Annotated in this window: 17 protein-coding genes and 3 tRNA genes; 3 read left to right on the plus strand and 17 right to left on the minus strand. The window is 50.4% G+C overall.

The window, feature by feature from the left end; all coding sequences use genetic code 11:
* Positions 1 to 59: 59 nt before the first annotated feature.
* Positions 60 to 818: a peptidylprolyl isomerase gene (locus AC8GDC_RS03620; protein ID WP_506557314.1), complete on the plus strand. Its 759-nt coding sequence runs from the start codon at positions 60 to 62 to the stop codon at positions 816 to 818.
* Between the two features lie 31 nt (positions 819 to 849).
* A complete protein-coding gene (locus AC8GDC_RS03625) occupies positions 850 to 2,088 on the plus strand; it encodes a DUF349 domain-containing protein (RefSeq protein ID WP_506557315.1) in 1,239 nt (412 codons plus the stop codon).
* Here AC8GDC_RS03625 and AC8GDC_RS03630 read toward each other — a convergent pair whose 3' ends face one another.
* The 12 genes from AC8GDC_RS03630 to thrS are packed head-to-tail and all read right to left on the minus strand — an operon-like array spanning position 2,089 to position 14,489.
* Complete coding sequence (locus AC8GDC_RS03630; protein WP_506557316.1) at positions 2,089 to 4,320, minus strand: RelA/SpoT family protein; 2,232 nt, start codon at positions 4,318 to 4,320, stop codon at positions 2,089 to 2,091. It abuts the gene before it with no gap.
* A gap of 59 nt (positions 4,321 to 4,379) precedes the next feature.
* Positions 4,380 to 5,345, minus strand: coding sequence for a protein translocase subunit SecF (secF, locus tag AC8GDC_RS03635; protein WP_506557317.1), 966 nt, complete (start codon positions 5,343 to 5,345; stop codon positions 4,380 to 4,382).
* Positions 5,345 to 7,096 carry a protein translocase subunit SecD gene (gene secD / locus AC8GDC_RS03640; protein ID WP_506557318.1) on the minus strand — a complete coding sequence of 584 codons (1,752 nt, stop codon included), beginning with the start codon at positions 7,094 to 7,096 and terminating at the stop codon, positions 5,345 to 5,347. The genes secF and secD overlap by 1 nt, the downstream gene beginning before the upstream one ends.
* Positions 7,097 to 7,107: 11 nt before the next feature.
* On the minus strand, positions 7,108 to 7,470 hold the full coding sequence (locus tag AC8GDC_RS03645) for a preprotein translocase subunit YajC (protein ID WP_506557319.1): 363 nt from the start codon (positions 7,468 to 7,470) through the stop codon (positions 7,108 to 7,110).
* Positions 7,471 to 7,530: 60 nt separating this feature from the next.
* Entirely contained in the window at positions 7,531 to 8,520 is a 990-nt protein-coding gene (gene ruvB, locus AC8GDC_RS03650; protein ID WP_506557320.1) for a Holliday junction branch migration DNA helicase RuvB, read from the minus strand.
* Positions 8,517 to 9,095, minus strand: coding sequence for a Holliday junction branch migration protein RuvA (gene ruvA, locus AC8GDC_RS03655; protein ID WP_506557321.1), 579 nt, complete (start codon positions 9,093 to 9,095; stop codon positions 8,517 to 8,519). The genes ruvB and ruvA overlap by 4 nt, the downstream gene beginning before the upstream one ends.
* Before the next feature lie 13 nt (positions 9,096 to 9,108).
* Positions 9,109 to 9,663: a crossover junction endodeoxyribonuclease RuvC gene (gene ruvC / locus AC8GDC_RS03660; protein ID WP_506557322.1), complete on the minus strand. Its 555-nt coding sequence runs from the start codon at positions 9,661 to 9,663 to the stop codon at positions 9,109 to 9,111.
* Between the two features lie 2 nt (positions 9,664 to 9,665).
* The gene (locus tag AC8GDC_RS03665) at positions 9,666 to 10,421 is read right to left on the minus strand and encodes a YebC/PmpR family DNA-binding transcriptional regulator (RefSeq protein WP_506557323.1); all 756 of its coding nucleotides are present in this window, start codon (positions 10,419 to 10,421) and stop codon (positions 9,666 to 9,668) included.
* Between the two features lie 42 nt (positions 10,422 to 10,463).
* Positions 10,464 to 11,039 (minus strand): pyridoxal 5'-phosphate synthase glutaminase subunit PdxT, encoded by a 576-nt coding sequence (gene pdxT, locus AC8GDC_RS03670; protein WP_506557324.1) that lies wholly within the window; start codon positions 11,037 to 11,039, stop codon positions 10,464 to 10,466.
* Positions 11,040 to 11,933 (minus strand): pyridoxal 5'-phosphate synthase lyase subunit PdxS, encoded by an 894-nt coding sequence (gene pdxS, locus AC8GDC_RS03675; protein ID WP_506557325.1) that lies wholly within the window; start codon positions 11,931 to 11,933, stop codon positions 11,040 to 11,042.
* Between the two features lie 42 nt (positions 11,934 to 11,975).
* Positions 11,976 to 12,497 (minus strand): HIT family protein, encoded by a 522-nt coding sequence (locus AC8GDC_RS03680; RefSeq protein WP_506557326.1) that lies wholly within the window; start codon positions 12,495 to 12,497, stop codon positions 11,976 to 11,978.
* Positions 12,498 to 14,489, minus strand: coding sequence for a threonine--tRNA ligase (thrS, locus tag AC8GDC_RS03685; protein ID WP_506558465.1), 1,992 nt, complete (start codon positions 14,487 to 14,489; stop codon positions 12,498 to 12,500).
* A gap of 111 nt (positions 14,490 to 14,600) precedes the next feature.
* Between thrS and AC8GDC_RS03690 the strand changes: the two genes are divergently transcribed.
* Positions 14,601 to 15,314 (plus strand): VIT1/CCC1 transporter family protein, encoded by a 714-nt coding sequence (locus tag AC8GDC_RS03690; RefSeq protein WP_506557327.1) that lies wholly within the window; start codon positions 14,601 to 14,603, stop codon positions 15,312 to 15,314.
* On the opposite strand, the gene mqo is transcribed toward AC8GDC_RS03690, so the two are convergent.
* The 5 genes from mqo to AC8GDC_RS03715 form a co-directional block, all read right to left on the minus strand.
* Positions 15,311 to 16,777 carry a malate dehydrogenase (quinone) gene (gene mqo, locus AC8GDC_RS03695; protein ID WP_506557328.1) on the minus strand — a complete coding sequence of 489 codons (1,467 nt, stop codon included), beginning with the start codon at positions 16,775 to 16,777 and terminating at the stop codon, positions 15,311 to 15,313. The two genes, AC8GDC_RS03690 and mqo, sit on opposite strands and share 4 nt — an antisense overlap.
* Before the next feature lie 40 nt (positions 16,778 to 16,817).
* A tRNA-Val gene (locus tag AC8GDC_RS03700) sits at positions 16,818 to 16,889 on the minus strand.
* A gap of 18 nt (positions 16,890 to 16,907) precedes the next feature.
* Positions 16,908 to 16,978: transfer RNA gene (locus AC8GDC_RS03705), tRNA-Cys, on the minus strand.
* A 24-nt stretch (positions 16,979 to 17,002) separates the two neighbouring features.
* Positions 17,003 to 17,074 (minus strand) — tRNA-Gly (locus tag AC8GDC_RS03710).
* Between the two features lie 127 nt (positions 17,075 to 17,201).
* Positions 17,202 to 18,458: an ammonium transporter gene (locus tag AC8GDC_RS03715; protein WP_506557329.1), complete on the minus strand. Its 1,257-nt coding sequence runs from the start codon at positions 18,456 to 18,458 to the stop codon at positions 17,202 to 17,204.
* Positions 18,459 to 18,587: the final 129 nt, after the last annotated feature.

Consider the following 18,587-nt stretch of genomic DNA (forward strand, 5'->3'; position numbering starts at 1 on the left):
AAGGTCCAACAAAAGCTTTGTAAACTCTCTATGGACCATAAAGCTAGGGAGAAACCACCGTGAGTACGCAGAAGAAAATTGCGAACGCAGCCGCTGAGAGACTGGAATCATTTCAGGCTAAGCAAACACTAGAAACCGCAAAAGCCTCAAGACGCAAATCTGACAATAGGCTCGCGGTCATGTTTGGAGTTGGCGCAGTAGCACTAGCTCTTGTTGGACAGTTTGCTTACTTTAGTTTTGGTCCTGGCGTAGTGACTGAAACCGCCGAAGCCCCACCGGTTGAAAACTCCGAGCTTGTCCCAGACGTAGCTATTGCAGAATCTCGCGTTTGGACCGGCTCGATGAATGTTGGAGACGCAACTCTCGAGCTCGAGCTCGATGGAGTAAATGCTCCGCAGGCGGTAGCAAACTTTATTTCACTTAGCCAATCTGGATTTTACGAGGGAGTTTCGTGTCACCGACTAGTCACTGACGGTATTTTCGTTCTTCAGTGTGGAGATCCAGATGGAACCGGTGGCGGCGGACCGGGCTATAACTTCGGACCAATTGAGAATGCCCCGGCAGATGACTCTTACGTCACCGGATCTCTTGCCATGGCGCGAGTTGGCGGCAACGGTAGCAGCATGGGTTCGCAGTTCTTCATCGTCTACCAAGACTCGAGGATTCCTTCCGATGACGCGGGTGGCTACACGATTTTTGGCAAGATCACCGCGGGTCTTGATGGGCTAGAGCCAGTTATTAGTGCAGGAGTTGAAGGTGGAGCATCAGATGGCCCGCCAGCTCTCGAAACTCGCCTAAGCACTATCGAACTAAGATAAAGACCGAACGAAAAGCCACCAGGAGAGAACTGTGCCACCTATTTCTGCCAATCATGGAAGAGTCGATAGCGACAACAACGTTTTCGTGCTCGATGGCGGAACAGAACGCAAGGTAGGACAGTATCCGGGCGTCACCGAAGCAGAGGCACTGACATACTTCGAACGCAAGTTCTCAGAGCTGGAAGCAAATGTTCGCATTCTTGAACAGCGTCTAAAAACTGGCGCTAATCCAGCCAGCATCGCTGCAGCTGCTCAAAAGTTGGTCAAGGACCTCGTAGAACCTGCTGCCGTGGGCAACATTCAAGAACTCCGTAATCGAGTTGCAGCTATCACTCCGAACATTGAAAAAGTCCGTGCAGAAAAATCTGAGGCCACAGTTGCGGCTATAGCAGCAACGCTAAAGACCAGGACCGACATTGCGCAGAAAGCAGCTGCGCTTGCCGATAAGGACCCGAAAAAGACCCAGTGGAAAGTTGCCTCGAAAGAGATGACTGAGCTGTTTGAAGCATGGCAGGCATCCCAAAAGTCGGGGCCCAAAGTTCCTAGAAAAGAAGCCGACCTAATCTGGAAGAGCTTTTCCCAGGCAAGAACAAAGTTTGAAGCTAACAAAAGGGCTTTCTTTGCCGAACTAACTGCCGTGACTAAGACCGCGCGCGCGAAGAAGTCAGACTTGGCTGCTAAGGCTGAGGCGCTTGTAGCAAAAGGTTCGGATGCCGCTGGCGAGTACCGAAAACTGCTTGATGAATGGAAGCTCACTGGTCGGTCTCAGGGCAAGCAAGACGACGCTCTCTGGGATCGTTTCAAAGCGGCTGGCGACGCTATCTACTCGCTCCGCAAAGAGACCATTGCTAAAGAGACCATGGCTTTCTCGGCTAACTACGAAACAAAACTCGCTCTGATTGTTGAGGCTGAAAAGCTAGATCCATCTAAGGACCTTGCCGAAGCCAAGAAGCAACTTCTATCAATCCAACAGCGCTACGAGAAGGCTGGAAAAGTTCCAAAAGACAAGATTCGCGAAACCGACGACCGGATGCGCGCTGTCGAGAAGAAATTCAAGGAACTTGAGCAGGAGCAGTGGAGAAAATCTGACCCAGCAGCGATTGAGCGCACCAACGGTGTGCTGTCGCAGCTCGAGCAGTCGATTGCCAACCTTGAGTCGGATCTTTCAGCCGCAACCGCCGCAAATGATTCAAAGAAGAGCAAGGAACTTACTGAGGCGCTTTCAGCTAGAAAATCTTGGCTCGAAGTAGTGAAGCAAAACGCCAGCTAACTACTGAGACACTCGATACACGTCGTAAACCGCTTCAATTCTCTTTACTGCATTTAGCAGGTGCTCCAAAGTACCCGGATCCCCCATCTCAAATACGAATCGGCTTAGCGCTACCCGGTCATTTCTAGTCGATACAGACGCCGAGAGAATGTTGACATGGTGTTCGCTCAACACTCTGGTCACATCACTAAGTAATCCAGATCTATCTAGTGCCTCGACCTGAATCTGCACCAGGAATAATCTCTTGGATGAAGGTGCCCAACTTACTTCGAGAATTCGTTCAGGCTCAAGTTGCAATTGACCCACGTTCTTGCAATCTGTTCTATGGACTGAGACTCCAGTGCCTCTTGTCACGAATCCCATAATCTGATCGCCAGGAACTGGTGTGCAGCATCGAGCAAGTTTGACCATTACGTCCGCGTCACCCTTTACTAGAACTCCGGAATCGCTGCCACCTATGTGTCTGAATGATTTCGGTGCTTGGGGCAGTTCAAATTCAACATCGTTATCTTCCTCAATGCCTACCGGTTGGGTCAATTTCTCAATGATGGACTGAGCAGACACCTGTCCTTCGCCAATAGCTGCAAACAAGGCGCTTACATCAGACAAGCGCAAGTCAGCGACGATTTTGGCCAGTGATTCGGCAGACATCAATTGTTGCAGCGGAAGGTTTTGCTTGCGCATCGCCTTGGTTAGTGAATCCTTGCCTTGTTCGATGGCATCCTCGCGACGCTCTTGCGAGAAATGGTGCTTGATTTTCGCTCTAGCTCTTGGGGATCGAACAAAGTTCAACCAGTCCTTGCTAGGGGCAGCGTCGAGAGATTTTGAAGTAAACACCTCAACCACGTCACCGGAATTCAAGGTGCTCTCGAGTGGAACAAGCCTTCCGTTAACCTTTGCACCAATTGTTCGATGGCCAACTTCGGTGTGAACCGTATAGGCAAAATCAACTGGGGTCGCTCCAGAAGGAAGCCCAATAACTTTGCCTTTGGGGGTAAATACGTAAACCTCTTTAGCGCCGATTTCAAATCTCAAGGCATCAAGGAACTCCCCTGGGTCTTGAGTTTCCGCCTGCCAATCCGAAAGGTGCTTAAGCCAGACCATGTCATCTTCTGTGGTGGTCTGCGATGTGCCGGCCTGCTCCTTGTACTTCCAATGGGCAGCGACACCAAATTCCGCACGATTGTGCATTTCAGTTGTTCGAATCTGAATCTCAACCGCACGACCTGCAGGCCCTATCACTGTGGTGTGGAGAGACTGATACAAATTGAACTTAGGCATTGCAATGTAATCCTTGAATCTGCCAGGTACCGGATTCCAATGGGAATGAATAGAACCCAAGATCGCGTAGCAATCTCTAACAGTTGGAACTAGAACCCTTACTCCTACCAGGTCGTAGATGTCGTCGAATTCTCTGCCTCGAACCACCATCTTCTGGTAGATGCTGTAATACTGCTTTGGTCTACCGGCAACCTTGCCCTTGATCTTCGAGTCCTTTAGGTCCTCTTCAATCGAACTAATAACGGAATCAATGTACTCCTCACGCTTTGGTGTGCGCTGAGTGACCAGGTTGACAATTTCTTCATAAACCTTTGGGTAGAGAATTTCAAAAGACAAATCTTCAAGCTCCAGCTTGATCGTGCTGATTCCAAGTCGATGAGCCAATGGAGCATAAATCTCAAGGGTTTCCTGAGCCTTGCGCTTAGCGCTTTCTTCTGGAACAAACTTCCAAGTTCGTGCGTTATGTAGTCGGTCGGCCAGCTTGATTACTAGGACTCGTATGTCCTTAGACATCGCAACAACCATCTTGCGGACTGTCTCAGCCTGGGTGTTATCTCCGAACTTGAGCTTGTCAAGCTTGGTGACTCCATCGACCAACATCGCCACTTCATCACCAAAATCACGCCTTACAAAATCAAGAGTGTAATCGGTGTCCTCAACTGTGTCGTGAAGCAAAGCCGCCGCGATGGTTGTGGCGCCAATTCCAAGATCAGCAAGAATTTGAGCAACAGCCAAGGGGTGAGTGATGTAAGGCTCGCCAGATTTTCGAAGCTGTGTGGCATGTGCTTTTTCGGCCGCTACGAAAGATTTCTCAATGACGGATACATCCGCTTTGGGGTGATTTGCCTTGACAGAACGTATAACGGCCTGAAGCTCTGAGTTATATGCTCCAGCTTTGGCAAAGATCCTCGGAAGTCTCGAACGCAGGGAGTTAGAGGTGGTATCGGTCACGACGCTCCTCCCTATTTGTTGGCTATGAAGCAAGCCTAATGGGAGGAAAGTTCAAGCAGTTATAGCTTTGCGGAAGCGGTCTTGTCCTTGAATCTACCCTCGCGCGATCTAAGGTCAACATAAAGCGGACCAGCGAGGAAGACAGAGGAGTAAGTTCCGGCGATGATTCCGATAAACAATGCAAGTGAAATATCCCTTAGTGTTCCAGCGCCTAGGGCTGTTGCTCCAACAAAGAGAATGGCTGCCACTGGCAATACAGCGACCACAGAAGTGTTCACTGAGCGAACCAGAGTCTGGTTGATTGCAAGGTTCACTTGAGAGGCAAATGTCGTGGTCTCCGAGAATTCAACATCGAGGGTGTTCTCGCGCACCTTGTCGAAAACCACCACGGTGTCATAAAGCGAGTAACCCAAGATGGTCAAGAAACCAATAACCGCTGCGGGAGTGATTTCAAACCCAACTAGTGCGTAAATTCCCAGGGTTATCACTACGTCGTGAAATAGCGCCACAAGTGCCGCCACGGACATCTTTAAGGTTCTGAAGTACAGTGCCATCAACAAGCTGACCACAATAAGGAAAACGACAAGAGCAATTAATGCCTTCTCTGTTACATCTGCTCCCCAGTTAGCTCCGATAAACGAGGATGTGACAGCTCCAGACTCAACCCCATATGCACTCGCTAAAGCAATTCGCACTTCTTCTGAAGCGGTGTCATCAAGCTGTTCGGTCTGAATTCTGACTGAATCAAGACCTACCGTGGTCACAAGCGGCTGACTGCCTGGTTCAACGGACTGAACTGCGTCAATAGCAAGCTGCTGCGAAGAGCTCGCCACTCCCTCAATCCTGAATTCGCTACCACCGCGGAACTCAATTCCGAAGTTAAATCCACCTTTGAGCACCGGAATAAGAATCGAAGCAATAACGACTGCGATTCCAATTAGGTAGAACACCTTGCGACGACCAACGATGTCTATCGACTTGGTACCACTGTATAGATCGTTTCCAAGATCTTTAATCCTTGACACTAGTTGTCACCTGTCTTCTTGGCTGCTGCAATTGCCGCCTGCGCCTTGCGCTCAGCAATGCTCTGGCGTTTCTCAGCTTCCTTTGAAGCCTTCTCGATTTTCCCTGAAGCCAAAGTCTCCGAGACTCGGAATTTTCCTCGTCCGACATATCCAGATGCTTCTAGGGCTTTAGAGTCAAAGCCCGACCACGGATGACCAGAACTGAAGAACTTGGTTCGAGCCAGCAGGCGAAGCAGTGGATGGGTAAACATCAATACGACAATTAGATCGACGATGGTTGTCAATCCCAGTGTGAAAGCAAAGCCTCTCACGTTTCCAACTGTCAAAAGGAACAGAGTTAGTGCCGCGGTAAAGCTCACTCCGTCAGAGGCAAGAATTGTTCTAAGTGCTCTCGTCCACGCGTTCTCAACGGCTACTTCAAGGGTTCGGCCCTCGCGAATCTCGTCTCGGACTCGCTCGAAGTAGACGATAAATGAGTCAACGGTAATTCCAATGGCCACAATCAAACCGGCCACTCCCGCCAAAGAAAGTCTGTATCCCTGTCTCCAGGAAAGAACTGCAATAAACAAGTAGACCAGGACTGCCGCCACAATCAAGGAACCTATAGTCACAATTGCCAATCCGCGGTACTGGAAGGCCGAGTAGACAACCACCAATAGAAGTCCAATTAGACCCGCGATAAGACCGTTAGTCAGCTGCTCGGAGCCAAGAGAAGCTGAAATGTTTTCCTGGCTTTCAACTTCGAATCCAATTGGCAGGGAACCATACTTGAGCTGATCCGCTAGAACCTTCGATGAATCTTTATCAAAGTTTCCAGTGATTTGAGCAGATCCGCCGGTGATAACGGCTTGAGTGGCTGGAGCGGTAATCACGTAGCCGTCAAGGGTGATAGCAAATTGATTTCTTGGGCTGGTCAGAGGGAACAGTCTTTGCGTCACATCGGCGAAGGCCTGAGAACCGGCGTCATTAAAATCTAGGTTTACAGCCCAAGTGTTGGTCGAGGCACCAGTGGAACTTTGCACGGTTCCATTCGAGGCATCGGAAATGTTGGCACCCTCAACCTCAACTGGGCCAAGAATGAACTTCTGGGTTCCAGTTACATCACAGGTGATGAGTGGAATTTTCGGGTCATCAACCTGACCTGGTTCGCGGAAGGAAGATGCGCAATCAAGAGCATCGAATTGCTTCTGAAGATCAAGTGAAACCCAATTCAGATCGCTTGCGTCGGTAGGGGTGGCAGTTGGAACGTTTGGAGCAGGTGCTTCGGCAGCTGGATCCTCTGCTGGCGCATCACCTTCTGTGGTCTCCCCCTCAACAGCAGTTTCTGGCTGATCAACGCTCGAGGATGGTGCACCAGTACTTGTGACTAGAACGGCTCGAAACTCGAGTTTCGCAGAAGCCTTGATCAGCGCAAGCGTGTTTTCGTCCGGAACTCCAGGGATGGAAACAATGATGTTTCGATCTCCTTGGGTTATGACCTGAGATTCGCTAACACCACTGGCGTCTACACGCTGACGGATGATCGAAACTGCCTGGTCAAGCTGCTCGGGAGTCACGGCCTCGCCATCTAGAACGAGAGGCGAAAGAATTACCTGGGTACCACCCTGAAGATCAAGAGCTAGCTTTGGAGTGAAGCTGGCATTCTCATCCGATAGTGAGCCAACTGCGATAAGACCAGCTAGGCCGACAATAATCGCAAGCAGCCATGCAAGCGATTTGCGCGCAGACTTAACGGAGTTTGAAGCTGACAAGATGACTGACCTTACTTCTTCTTCGCCGAAGACTTAGCTGGGGTTTTAGCTACTGAACGTGATTTGGCCTTAGGAGCCGACTTTGCAGCAGGTTTACCTGCGGAGGCTGGCTTTGACTTCTCTAGCTCTTGCTCGATGCTTCTAACAGCTCCAGTTGCCACGAGCAATTTCTGACCAGGAGCAGTTTCTAGTTCAATACGGTTTTCTAGCACTGCTGTGATTTTTCCGTAGATTCCGCTGGTTAGCATCACGTAAGCGCCTTTTACGACCTGAGCCTGCAGAGTCTTAGCTGCCTTCTTGCGCTTATTGCTTGAGTAAAACAGCATTGCGCCTAGAAAAGCCAAGGCCAGAAACAGGAAAAGACTGTCGTCCATGAAAAAGTACCTATCTAGTGGGATTACTGGAAGCCGTTGAACGAATTTGCGTTCTATTGATTATAACGGCAGGCCAAGGTGCCGGTGGGCAAGGGCTGTAGCCTGCCTACCCTTTGGGGTCCGTTCGATAAGGCCCTCACGAAGCAGGTAAGGCTCAACCACCGACTCGATGGTGTCAGGCTCCTCCCCGAGCGCTATCGCCAACGTGGAAAGGCCAACAGGCCTACCTTCAAATTTCTGAATCAGAGTCAAGAGAACTTGTTTGTCTAATCGGTCGAGTCCTAAAGAATCAACCTCGTAAAGATCTAAAGCTGCGGCGGCGAGATCCTGACTAATCTTTTCTCGTTTTTCGACCAAAGCGTAATCTCTGACTCTGCGAAGCAGCCGGTTTGCAATTCTCGGGGTTCCACGAGAACGAGAGGCAATCAAGGAAATAGCCTCAGCTTCAGTATCCAGCTCCAACTTTTTAGCAGCTCTCTCAAGAACCAAACGCAACTCCTCTGAAACATAGAACTCTAGATTCGCGGTGTATCCAAAGCGATCGCGCAAGGGGTTGGGAAGCATTCCAGATCTTGTTGTAGCTCCAACCAGAGTAAAAGGCTCCAGCTCCAGCGAAATTGAACTTGCGCCGGGTCCTTTACCCACCATTACATCAACTCGGAAATCCTCCATCGCCATGTATAGAAGTTCTTCAGCAGGTCTAGCCATGCGGTGTATCTCATCGATGAACAAAACTTCCCCGGCACTCAAGGAGGACAGCACTGCCGCTAAATCTCCTGCGTGTTGAATTGTTGGACCGCTAGTCATTCTTAGACCCGATCCAATTTCGTTTGAAACAATCATGGCGAGCGTGGTTTTCCCGAGTCCAGGAGGCCCGGCAAGAAGGATGTGATCTGGTGATCGCTTCTGCAACGCTGCTGCTTTTAGAAGAAGGTCTAGTTGCTGCTTCACCTTTGACTGTCCAATGAACTCCGACAGACTTGTTGGCCTAAGTGCACTCTCGAAGGCAAGATCACTCTCGGTGGCTGCCCCGTCTAGAAGTTCACTCACGCTTTTCTTGCCTTTGAAAGTGTTTTCAATGCCGCTTTCAGTAGATCCTTATCGGTCATTCCAGGATCACCGACATCATGTACGGCATCTCTGGCTTGACGCTCACTCCAACCAAGCCCCATTAGAGCGTTGACCGCCTTCTCGCTTTGATTGGACGAGGCACCCTTGTTCGAAGGCGCCGACATCTTTCCGGAGAGAGTGAGTGTGATCAATTTCGCAGTTTTCGCTCCAACGCCAGAAACGGCCTTGAAGGCAGCATCGGATTCTTCGGCGACTGCTTGAGCAATTTGTTCAACGCTCATTTGGTTCAGGATAGAAAGGGCAGACTTTGGGCCAACACCGTTGACGCTCCTAAGCAATTCGAACACCTCAAGCTCAGACCGGGAAACAAATCCAAACAAAGTTAGGGCATCTTCGCGGACCACAAGGCTGGTATGGAAACTTGTCTTTGCCCCATCTGAAAGCGAAGCAACTGTGGAAGATGTGGTGTGAACTAAATAGCCGACTCCGGCAACATCAATCACAACTTGCCCATTAGAGCTAGAAAGGACCATTCCGGTCAATGAGGCAATCACGCCATTAGCCTACTTAGCGTTTGCTTTTTGTACTGGCTGATTTCGCAGCCTCATTCCACTTCAGCTGTGCTTTGGTGTAACTGGTGGATGTGTTAACACCCCGAAATCCTTGGCAGATGGCGATGGCCAATGCGTCGGCGGCATCAGCTGGTTTAGGGATCTGTTTCAGACCAAGAAGTTGCGCGACCATCTGACCCACCTGAGCCTTTCCAGCTCGTCCAGAACCAGTCACCGCCGCCTTAACTTCTGTTGGGGTATGCATTGCAATTGGAATCGAATACTTATTTGCCAGGAAGATTGCGACACCAGATATTTGAGCCGTTCCCATTACGGAGGTGAGGTTCTGCTGAGAAAACACCCGCTCGATTGCCACTACATCAGGGCGGTGTTTCTTGAAAAGAGCTTCAAGTTCTTTTCCAATGGAACCTATTCGAGCATCTAGCGCTTCGTCTTTTGGAGACACTAGAACGCGAACATCAACCAAGGAAAGTTTTCGACCTCTGGAAAGTTCAATGATCCCAACTCCGCATCGGGTAAGACCCGGATCGATGCCAAGAATCTTGGTCACAACTAAGCCTCGAGCTCGGCTAGAACTTCCGGACTGATATCAAAATTGGCGTAGACACTCTGAACTTCATCTGAGTCCTCCAATGCCTCTATTAGCTTGAAGACCGTGCGAGCAGTATCAGCATCAACCGGCAAGCTAGCGGCCGGAACAAACTCAACATCTGCGCTTTCATAATCAAGACCTGCCGACTGCAATGCCGTTCTAACTGCAACCATGGCAGACGGATCGGTAATCACCACAAAGCTAGATTCTCGAACCTCAACGTCTTCTATACCTGCATCAAGACCTACCTCAAGCAATCTATCTTCGGTGACACCGTCGGCGTTTTCGATTGTGATTACGCCTTTGCGACTAAACAGATAGGAAACGCTTCCTGGATCAGCCATCGTGCCGCCATTTCTGGTGACTGCGAGACGCACATCAGCTGCAGCGCGATTCTTGTTGTCCGTTAGACACTCAATTAGTAAAGCGATTCCATTGGGTCCATAACCCTCGTAGAAAATTGTCTGATACTCGATGGCATCCGCGTCCTGACCGGAGCCGCGCTTAACCGCTCTTTCAATGTTGTCGTTTGGTAGTGAGCTCTTTCGCCCTTTTTGAATGGCATCGTAAAGCGTTGGATTGCCATCAATATCTGGCCCGCCAATGCGTGCGGCAACCTCAATGTTCTTAATCAGCTTGGCAAAAAGCTTGGCGCGACGGGAGTCGATAATTGCTTTTTTGTGCTTGGTAGTGGCCCACTTGGAATGACCAGACATGACTCTCCTTGATTGGCTTCGCTTTGAATTCTAGGTGAGAACCTAATGGGTTTTTGAAATCATCCCAAGGAAGTACTCATGGACAGCGCTATCCCCCGTAAGTTCTGGATGAAACGAGGTAGCTAGCAAATTGCCTTCTCTTACGGCAACTATTGCCCCAGTGGAAAGTTTAGAAAGAACTTGCACATTCTCGCCGACACGTTCAACAATCGGGGCCCTGATGAAGGCAACCTCGACCGGGCTACCTGCAAACTCAACCGATGCTTCGAATGAGTCGAGCTGAGAGCCGAAGGCATTGCGTCTTACGGAAATGTCCATTGCCTTTAGGCTTTGCTGACCTGATGCTTCATCTAGCACCTCAGTTGCGAGCATGATCATCCCGGCACAGGTTCCATAAACAGGAATGCCCTGGGCAATATATGCAAGAAGATCATCCCGCAGCCCAAAAATGTCAATCAACTTTGAAATGGTGGTTGATTCACCACCGGGAATGATTAATCCATCACAACTAGCGAGCTGTTCCGTATTTCGAACCTCGATGGATTCAACTCCAAGCGATGTCAGTAGCTGCAGGTGTTCGCGAACATCACCTTGTAAAGCAAATACGCCGACGCGCAATTACCAGCCGCGCTCCGAGAGCCGGTGTGGTGCCGGAAGGTCTTTGACGTTGATGCCGACCATAGCTTCACCCAATCCTCTGGATGAATCAGCCACAACGCTCGCATCGTTGTATGCGGCAACTGCCTTTACGATTGCAGCTGCACGCTTGACCGGATCTCCGGACTTGAAGATTCCAGAGCCTACGAACACGCCATCTGCTCCGAGCTGCATCATCATCGCAGCATCCGCTGGTGTGGCAACACCTCCGGCAACAAATAGCACAACTGGAAGCTTCTTGGTGCGGGCAACTTCGCGAACTAAATCGTAAGGAGCCTGAAGTTCCTTTGCAGCGACGTATAGCTCATCTTCACTTTTTGCTGAGAGCGCGTTAATTTCTCCAAGGATTGTTCTGATGTGCTTGGTTGCCTCGGAAACGTCACCGGTTCCAGCTTCGCCCTTAGAGCGAATCATCGCTGCGCCTTCGGTGATGCGCCTTAGCGCCTCGCCAAGATTGGTTGCACCGCAAACAAATGGAACATCAAATTTCCACTTATCAATGTGGTTCACGTAATCTGCAGGCGATAGAACTTCTGACTCGTCGATGTAGTCAACCTTCAAGCTCTGAAGAACCTGAGCCTCGACAAAGTGACCAATGCGCGCCTTTGCCATAACTGGAATCGACACAGCCTTCATGATTTCGTCAATCATGTCTGGGTCACTCATTCTTGCAACGCCACCTTGAGCGCGAATGTCTGCAGGAACTCTTTCGAGTGCCATAACTGCTACTGCTCCAGAGTCTTCGGCAATCTTGGCCTGCTCTACATTGACAACGTCCATGATGACGCCGCCCTTGAGCATCTCGGCCAGGCCGCGCTTTACAAGAGGTGTCGATTCATTCTTTGAGGGGTTCATGATGCCAATTCTAACCCGACAATTTGGGGGTTATCGAACCGGTTAGTCCCAGGCTGCCTGTATCTCAGCCCTGATCTCACCCAAAAGCCTTGGCATGGCTTTGGTCTTGGCGATGATTGGAAAAAAGTTGGAGTCGTTGGCCCAGCGAGGAACAATGTGCTGATGCAGATGCTCCGCGATTCCAGCCCCTGCCTGAACGCCCTGATTCATGCCGATGTTAAAGCCCTGGGCTTGGGCAACACTCCGGAGCACTTCCATAGCCCGTTTTGTCAGAAGCGCCATCTCAGCTGCTTCTTCTGGAGTGGTCTGGTCGTAATCGGGAACGTGGCGATAGGTGCAAACCAAAAGATGTCCTGAGTTGTAAGGGAACAAATTCAACAAAACAAAGCAGGTTGTACCTCTATACACAATGAGGCCATCCTCATCGCTACCGGCTGGGGCTAGGCAAAAAGGGCACTCATCTGCTGGCGGCTGCTGGCCATTTTGAATGTAAACCAAACGGTGCGGAGTCCATAGGCGCTGAAAATTATCAGGTACCCCTGGTAGGAACTCCGGCTTGTCCAACTAGACCTGCTCCTTAGTTGCGATTGCGGAAACTATCTGCTCGATAGCGTCAGCAATCAATACTCCATTTACTTGAGTGCCATCACGATAACGGAAACTTACCGATCCCCCGTCTCGGTCGTCGCCTCCAGCGATCAACTGGAATGGAACCTTGTCTTTGGTGTGGTTACGAATCTTTTTTTGCATCCGGTCATCGCTTAGATCAACAGTTGCTCTAACGCCCTTGGCCTTTAGTTGGGCGATGATGTCCGAAAGATAAGGTGCAAATTCATCAGCAACCGGAATGCCAACCACCTGCACTGGAGCAAGCCACGGTGGGAAATGGCCGGCATAGTGCTCGGTGAGTACTGCAAAAAAGCGCTCGATCGAACCAAACAGCGCGCGGTGAATCATTACTGGACGCTTCTTTGTTCCATCACTTGCTGTGTACTCAATGTCAAAGCGATCAGGAAGATTGAAATCAAGCTGAATAGTGGACATCTGCCAAGTTCTGCCAATTGCATCGCGTGCTTGTACCGAAATCTTAGGGCCGTAGAAGGCAGCGCCTCCAGGATCTGGAACAAGTTCGAGGCCGGAATCGGTAGCCACTTTCTCGAGTGTTGAGGTAGCAGCCTCCCAGATGGCATCAGAACCAACAAACTTTTCATTCTCAGGGTCCCTGGTTGAAAGCTCTAAATAGAAATCCGTAAGCCCGTAATCCCTCAATAAATCAAGCACGAAGTTCAAAACTGAAGTTAGCTCTGATTCCATGTCCTCTTGGGTGACAAACAAATGAGCATCGTCCTGGGTCATACCGCGCACTCGAGTAAGGCCGTGAACTACGCCAGATTTCTCATAGCGATACACCGACCCGAACTCAAACATTCTCAATGGAAGATCACGGTAGGACCTGGCCTGGGATTTGTAGATCAGAATGTGGAACGGACAGTTCATCGGCTTTAGGTAGTAGTCCTGGCCTGCTTTGCGGACTACCCCATCCGCGTCCACTTCCTCATCGAGTTTCATAGGCGGGAACATTCCCTCGGAGTACCAAGCAAGATGCCCAGAAGTTTCAAACAAGTTCGATTTAGTTATGTGCGGGCTGTAGACAAATTCGTAGCCGGCCTTCTCGTGCTGAGCGCGAGAGTAATCTTCCATCGCCTTGCGAATAATTCCACCCTTGGGGTGAAACACTGCAAGCCCTGATCCAATTTCTTCAGGGAAGGAGAACAAATCAAGCTCTGCGCCGAGGCGACGATGATCTCGCTTAGCTGCTTCTTCTAGTCGTTCGAGATGTGCCTTGAGCTCATCCTTGGAAGGCCAGGCGGTTCCGTAAATTCTTTGGAGCTGTTTGTTGTTTTCGTTGCCTCGCCAATAAGCAGCCGCTAAACGAGTCAGCGCATAGCCATTTCCAATCATTCGGGTATTTGGCAAGTGCGGACCTCGACAAAGATCTTTCCAAATTACTTCCCCTGATTGCGGGTCAACGTTGTCGTAAATTGTTAGTTCTCCAGAACCAACTTCAGCCGCCCCCTCAGCCAAATTCTCAGATGACTTCAGGGAGATCAATTCAAGTTTGTTCGCCTCACTCGAAAGCTCCTTGGCCGCATCGGAGTCAGAGACGACCCTTCGAACAAAACGTTGGCCGGATCGAATGATTCGATCCATCTCTTTTTCTAGCGCCTTAAGGGACTCCGGTGTAAAGGGTTCAGCTACATCAAAGTCATAGTAAAAACCATCAGTGATTGGCGGGCCAATTCCCAAACGCGCATCTGGGTTAATCTTCTGGACTGCCTGTGCAAGAACGTGAGCGGTTGAATGTCTGAGGATGCTCAAGCCATCGGCCGAATCAATCAGGACCGCTTCAACTTTGTCACCGGCAGAAAGCACGTGAGCTAAGTCTTTTAGTTCCCCGTTTACTCGCTGAGCGACAACCTTCTTGTCCTGAAACACCTCAAAACCAGTCGAGCCGCTAGCAACTGCTGTTGGCGCACCTTCAAGGGTCAGCTCGATGGTCTCTGGCAAAATTGTTCCAATCGGTCAAGGCTTTACTATCCTAACCAGCTACTAACTCAGGCTTTGGTAGCCTGTAGCCTGAAACCAAACCTCAAGGATCAACAACACATGACTAGCCCAATAGACACTCGCGCCGAAGAGCGTAAGGCACTTGCCCGCAGACTTAACTGGCTGCGAGCTGGAGTGTTGGGTGCCAATGATGGAATCGTTTCGACCGCCGGAATAGTTATGGGTGTTGCGGGAGCAACAGTTGAAAGTGGTCCTATCTTGATCGCGGGTATTGCCGCTTTGGTTGCCGGTTCAATTTCTATGGCCGGAGGTGAGTATGCCTCTGTGAGCGCTCAGCGCGATAGTGAAATTGCGGCCCTGGAAAAAGTGCGCAATGAACTAGATAACAATCCAGACGGTGAACTCCGCGAATTGGCTAGCTACTATCAGAACCGGGGAATATCGGAAAAACTCTCAATCGATATTGCCCAAGAACTCACAGCAACCGACCCGATCAGAGCTCATGCCGAAGCGGAGCTGGGTATTTCATCGGACGAGCACGTTTCTCCAAAAGCCGCCGCCATTGCATCGTTTATTGCATTTGCTTTGGGATCAGTCTTGCCGATTGTCGCTATTTCTGGACCTTGGGTTGAATACCGCGAGATCGCAACAGTTGTTTCAGTAGTAGTCGCTCTTGCCTTGACTGGATACTTTGGAGCCAAGATTGGAAGAGCAAAACCCCTCCGCGCAGTTACTCGAAACGTTGTTGTGTCACTGCTAACTATGGGAATTGCCTATGCCATCGGAACGGCACTTGGAGTTGCAGTCGGCTAAGCCTTGAGCTTTAACGCTCTGGCGGTTCGCACCAGAGAAGCCGCCGCAAGATGTGCGTCATCGTTTAGCTCAAGCCCGTAACTTGGCACCAAGGCCTTAATTCCCGGTTGCCACTTCTGAAACTCAGCAGGGTAAATCTTCTGCACAACATCCAGCATCACTCGCACGGCTACCGATGCACCAGGCGATGCTCCAAGCAATCCAGCAATCGATCCATCGGATGAGCTGATCACTTCCGTTCCGAACTGCAGTGAGCCGGATAGTCCTTTGGGTTTGATAACTTGGGCGCGCTGTCCAGCTTCATACAGCTCCCAATCCCCTGATTTTGCGTTTGGCACGAATTCGCGAAGGCTAGCTATTTTCTGCTTTCGGGATTTTGCAATCTCTTTGATCAAATAGACCACCAGTGGGAGATTTGTGAGAGCCACAGAAAGATATGGGAGCAGATTTGCAAAGCGCAAAGACTTTGGTAGATCAAGAATCGAACCGTGTTTGAGAAACTTAAAGTTCAATCCCGCAAACGGTCCAAACAAAAGAGAAGATTTTCCATCAATGATGCGGGTGTCCAAATGAGGCACCGACATCGGAGGTGCGCCAACAGCTGCTTGTGAGTAGACCTTGGCTTGATGTTTGGCAACCAGTTCTGGATTCTCAGTTTTTAGGAAGTGACCACTTACCGGGAACGTGCCGAAACCAGAGATTTCCTTGATTCCAGAATTCTGAAGCAACTTCAACGCCCAACCGCCGGCGCCAACAAAAACTTTTGGAGCGTTTACTGTAAATTTCTGGCTTTCGTGCTTTCCGCGAATCGTCCAGCCGGTCTTACTTCTTTTGACTTTAGAAACTTCGTGCGAGGTCAACACCTCAACTCCCGACTGAACAAGCCAGTCAAATAGTTGCCTGGTGATCGCTCCATAATCAACATCGGTACCTTGTTCAATTCGAGTAGCTGCCATGGCCTGTTCGCGGCGACCTTCAAGCATCAGAGGAACCCACTTTGCGATTTGCTCGGGATCGTCCGAAAACTCCATGCCTGCAAAAAGTGGTTGGTTCTTTAGTGCTTCAAAACGGCGCTTGAGGTAGTCAACATCTTTTGACCCTTGAACAAATGTCATGTGGGGAATCGAGTGAATGAAAGTCTCTGGCGATTTCATAACGCCGGATTGAACCAGATTTGCCCAGAATTCTCTTGATTCCTGGAATTGCTGGTTGATTGCAATTGCCTTGGTTGCTGAGGGAATGCTTCCATCGGAACTATCCGGCATGTAGTTCAATTCACAAAGAGCAGCATGGCCAGTCCCGGCGTTGTTCCAGGCGTTTGAGGATTCCTCTGCAATTTTTGGAAGCCGCTCCAGTACCACTAGCTTTAGATCTGGCTTTAGGTGCTTCAGGATTACAGCTAGGGTGGCGCTCATGATTCCGCCACCAATTAGAACGAGGTCGTAGTCGCTTCGCTGTGGCAAGCTCTTCCTCGAATCAATTCTTGGGCCAGTTGTGTGTGCGTGGGCGATACTGGGTTCGAACCAGTGACCTCTTCCGTGTCAGGGAAGCGCGCTACCACTGCGCCAATCGCCCATTTCCTTTTTTACTCGGAGGTGAAGACGGGATTCGAACCCGTGTAGACGGCTTTGCAGGCCGCTGCCTAGCCTCTCGGCCACTCCACCGATGCGTGGGGTTTCACCACTGCGAGCGGATGACGAGATTCGAACTCGCGACCCTCACCTTGGCAAGGTGATGCTCTACCACTGAGCCACATCCGCTAACAACCTAAGTTGCTTGGCTACTCTAACTCAAATCGCACTTCCCTGCCACATCCCCAGGGGCGTGCCTAGTCGTTAAGCGCCAAAGCGGGGACCAGATCAGGCCCCCGCTTTGGTTTGTACTTACTTAGTCCTTGCCGCGAGCGAAGGCGTATGCCTCTTCTCCGTGGACCACGGTATCGATTCCGGCAATCTCGTCTTCTGCTCTAACCCTGAAGCCCATAGTTTTCTCGATGGCGAATCCAATTACCAGTGCCATCACGAAGCTATAAATAAGTACCGCTCCAGCACCGATTAGCTGCGCCCATAATTGACCAAAGCCGAAGCCAAATAGCGCTCCTACGCCAGTACCAAAGACACCGATAGCTAGTGTTCCGATCACTCCTCCAACTAAGTGGATTCCAACTACATCCAGAGAGTCATCAAAACCGAAGCTGAACTTCATATCGATTGCCAAGGCACAGATCACTCCAGAAATTAGTCCAAGTACGATCGCCCAAACCGGCTCGACGGATGCAACCGCGGGTGTGATGGCCACTAAGCCAGCAATAACGCCTGAGGCTGCACCAATGGAAGTTCCTTTGCCGTGACGAATCTTTTCAACGGTGATCCAGCCCAGCATGGCTGCAGCTGGAGCAGCAATGGTGTTCACAACAGCCAAAGCGGCAACACCGTCAGCTGCTAGTTGGCTTCCGGCGTTGAAGCCGAACCAGCCGAACCAAAGAAGTGAAGCACCAATAAGAGTCAATGGGACGTTGTGAGGCTGCATGATTCCCTTTGAGAATCCAAATCTCTTACCCAACACAATTGCCAGTGCTAGTGCAGCAGCTCCAGCATTGATGTGGACAGCGGTACCACCGGCGAAGTCAATAGCGCCAAGCTTGTCTACGATCCAACCGCCATCGTCTTCTGGAGTGAAGTTGAAAACCCATCCCGCAACTGGGAAGTAGACCAATGTTGCCCACAAGCCAGCAAACACCATCCAAGCGCCAAACTTAGCTCGGTCTGCGATTGCTCCCGAGATCAAAGCGACAGTAATGATCGCGAACGTAGCCTGGAAGGCAACGAAAGCTAGTTCTGGAATGCTTCCTGCCGGAGCTGCGGCGTCCGCAACTTGAGCGGCTAGTCCAAGGGCAGTGGTGTCAATTCCAATAATGTGTGGGATACCAATCCATCCAACATCGCCTACATCGGCGAACGTAATGGCGTATCCGTAAAGCACCCAGAGCACAGCAATCAGCGCTAGCGAGCCGAAGGAGAGCATCATCATGCTAACTACGGATTTAGCCTTTACAAGGCCTCCATAGAAGAAGGCTAAGCCAGGTGTCATCAAAAGCACCAGAGCGGCGGAGAAGAGCACGAACGCAGTATTTCCCTGTTCCATTCGAGTTCCTTTCAAATTCTGAACCACACCGCTTTGGTGCTTGGGGCCATTCTGGCCCTGGTGTGTTTCAGGAATGAGTGTTGTAGGTTTCCGAATTGTTTCAAGATCGCCTTCGAGGTGAATTCTTTG

The sequence above is a fragment of the Rhodoluna miladensis (SeqCode) genome, assembly GCF_965234705.1.
GTDB lineage: Bacteria > Actinomycetota > Actinomycetes > Actinomycetales > Microbacteriaceae > Rhodoluna > Rhodoluna miladensis.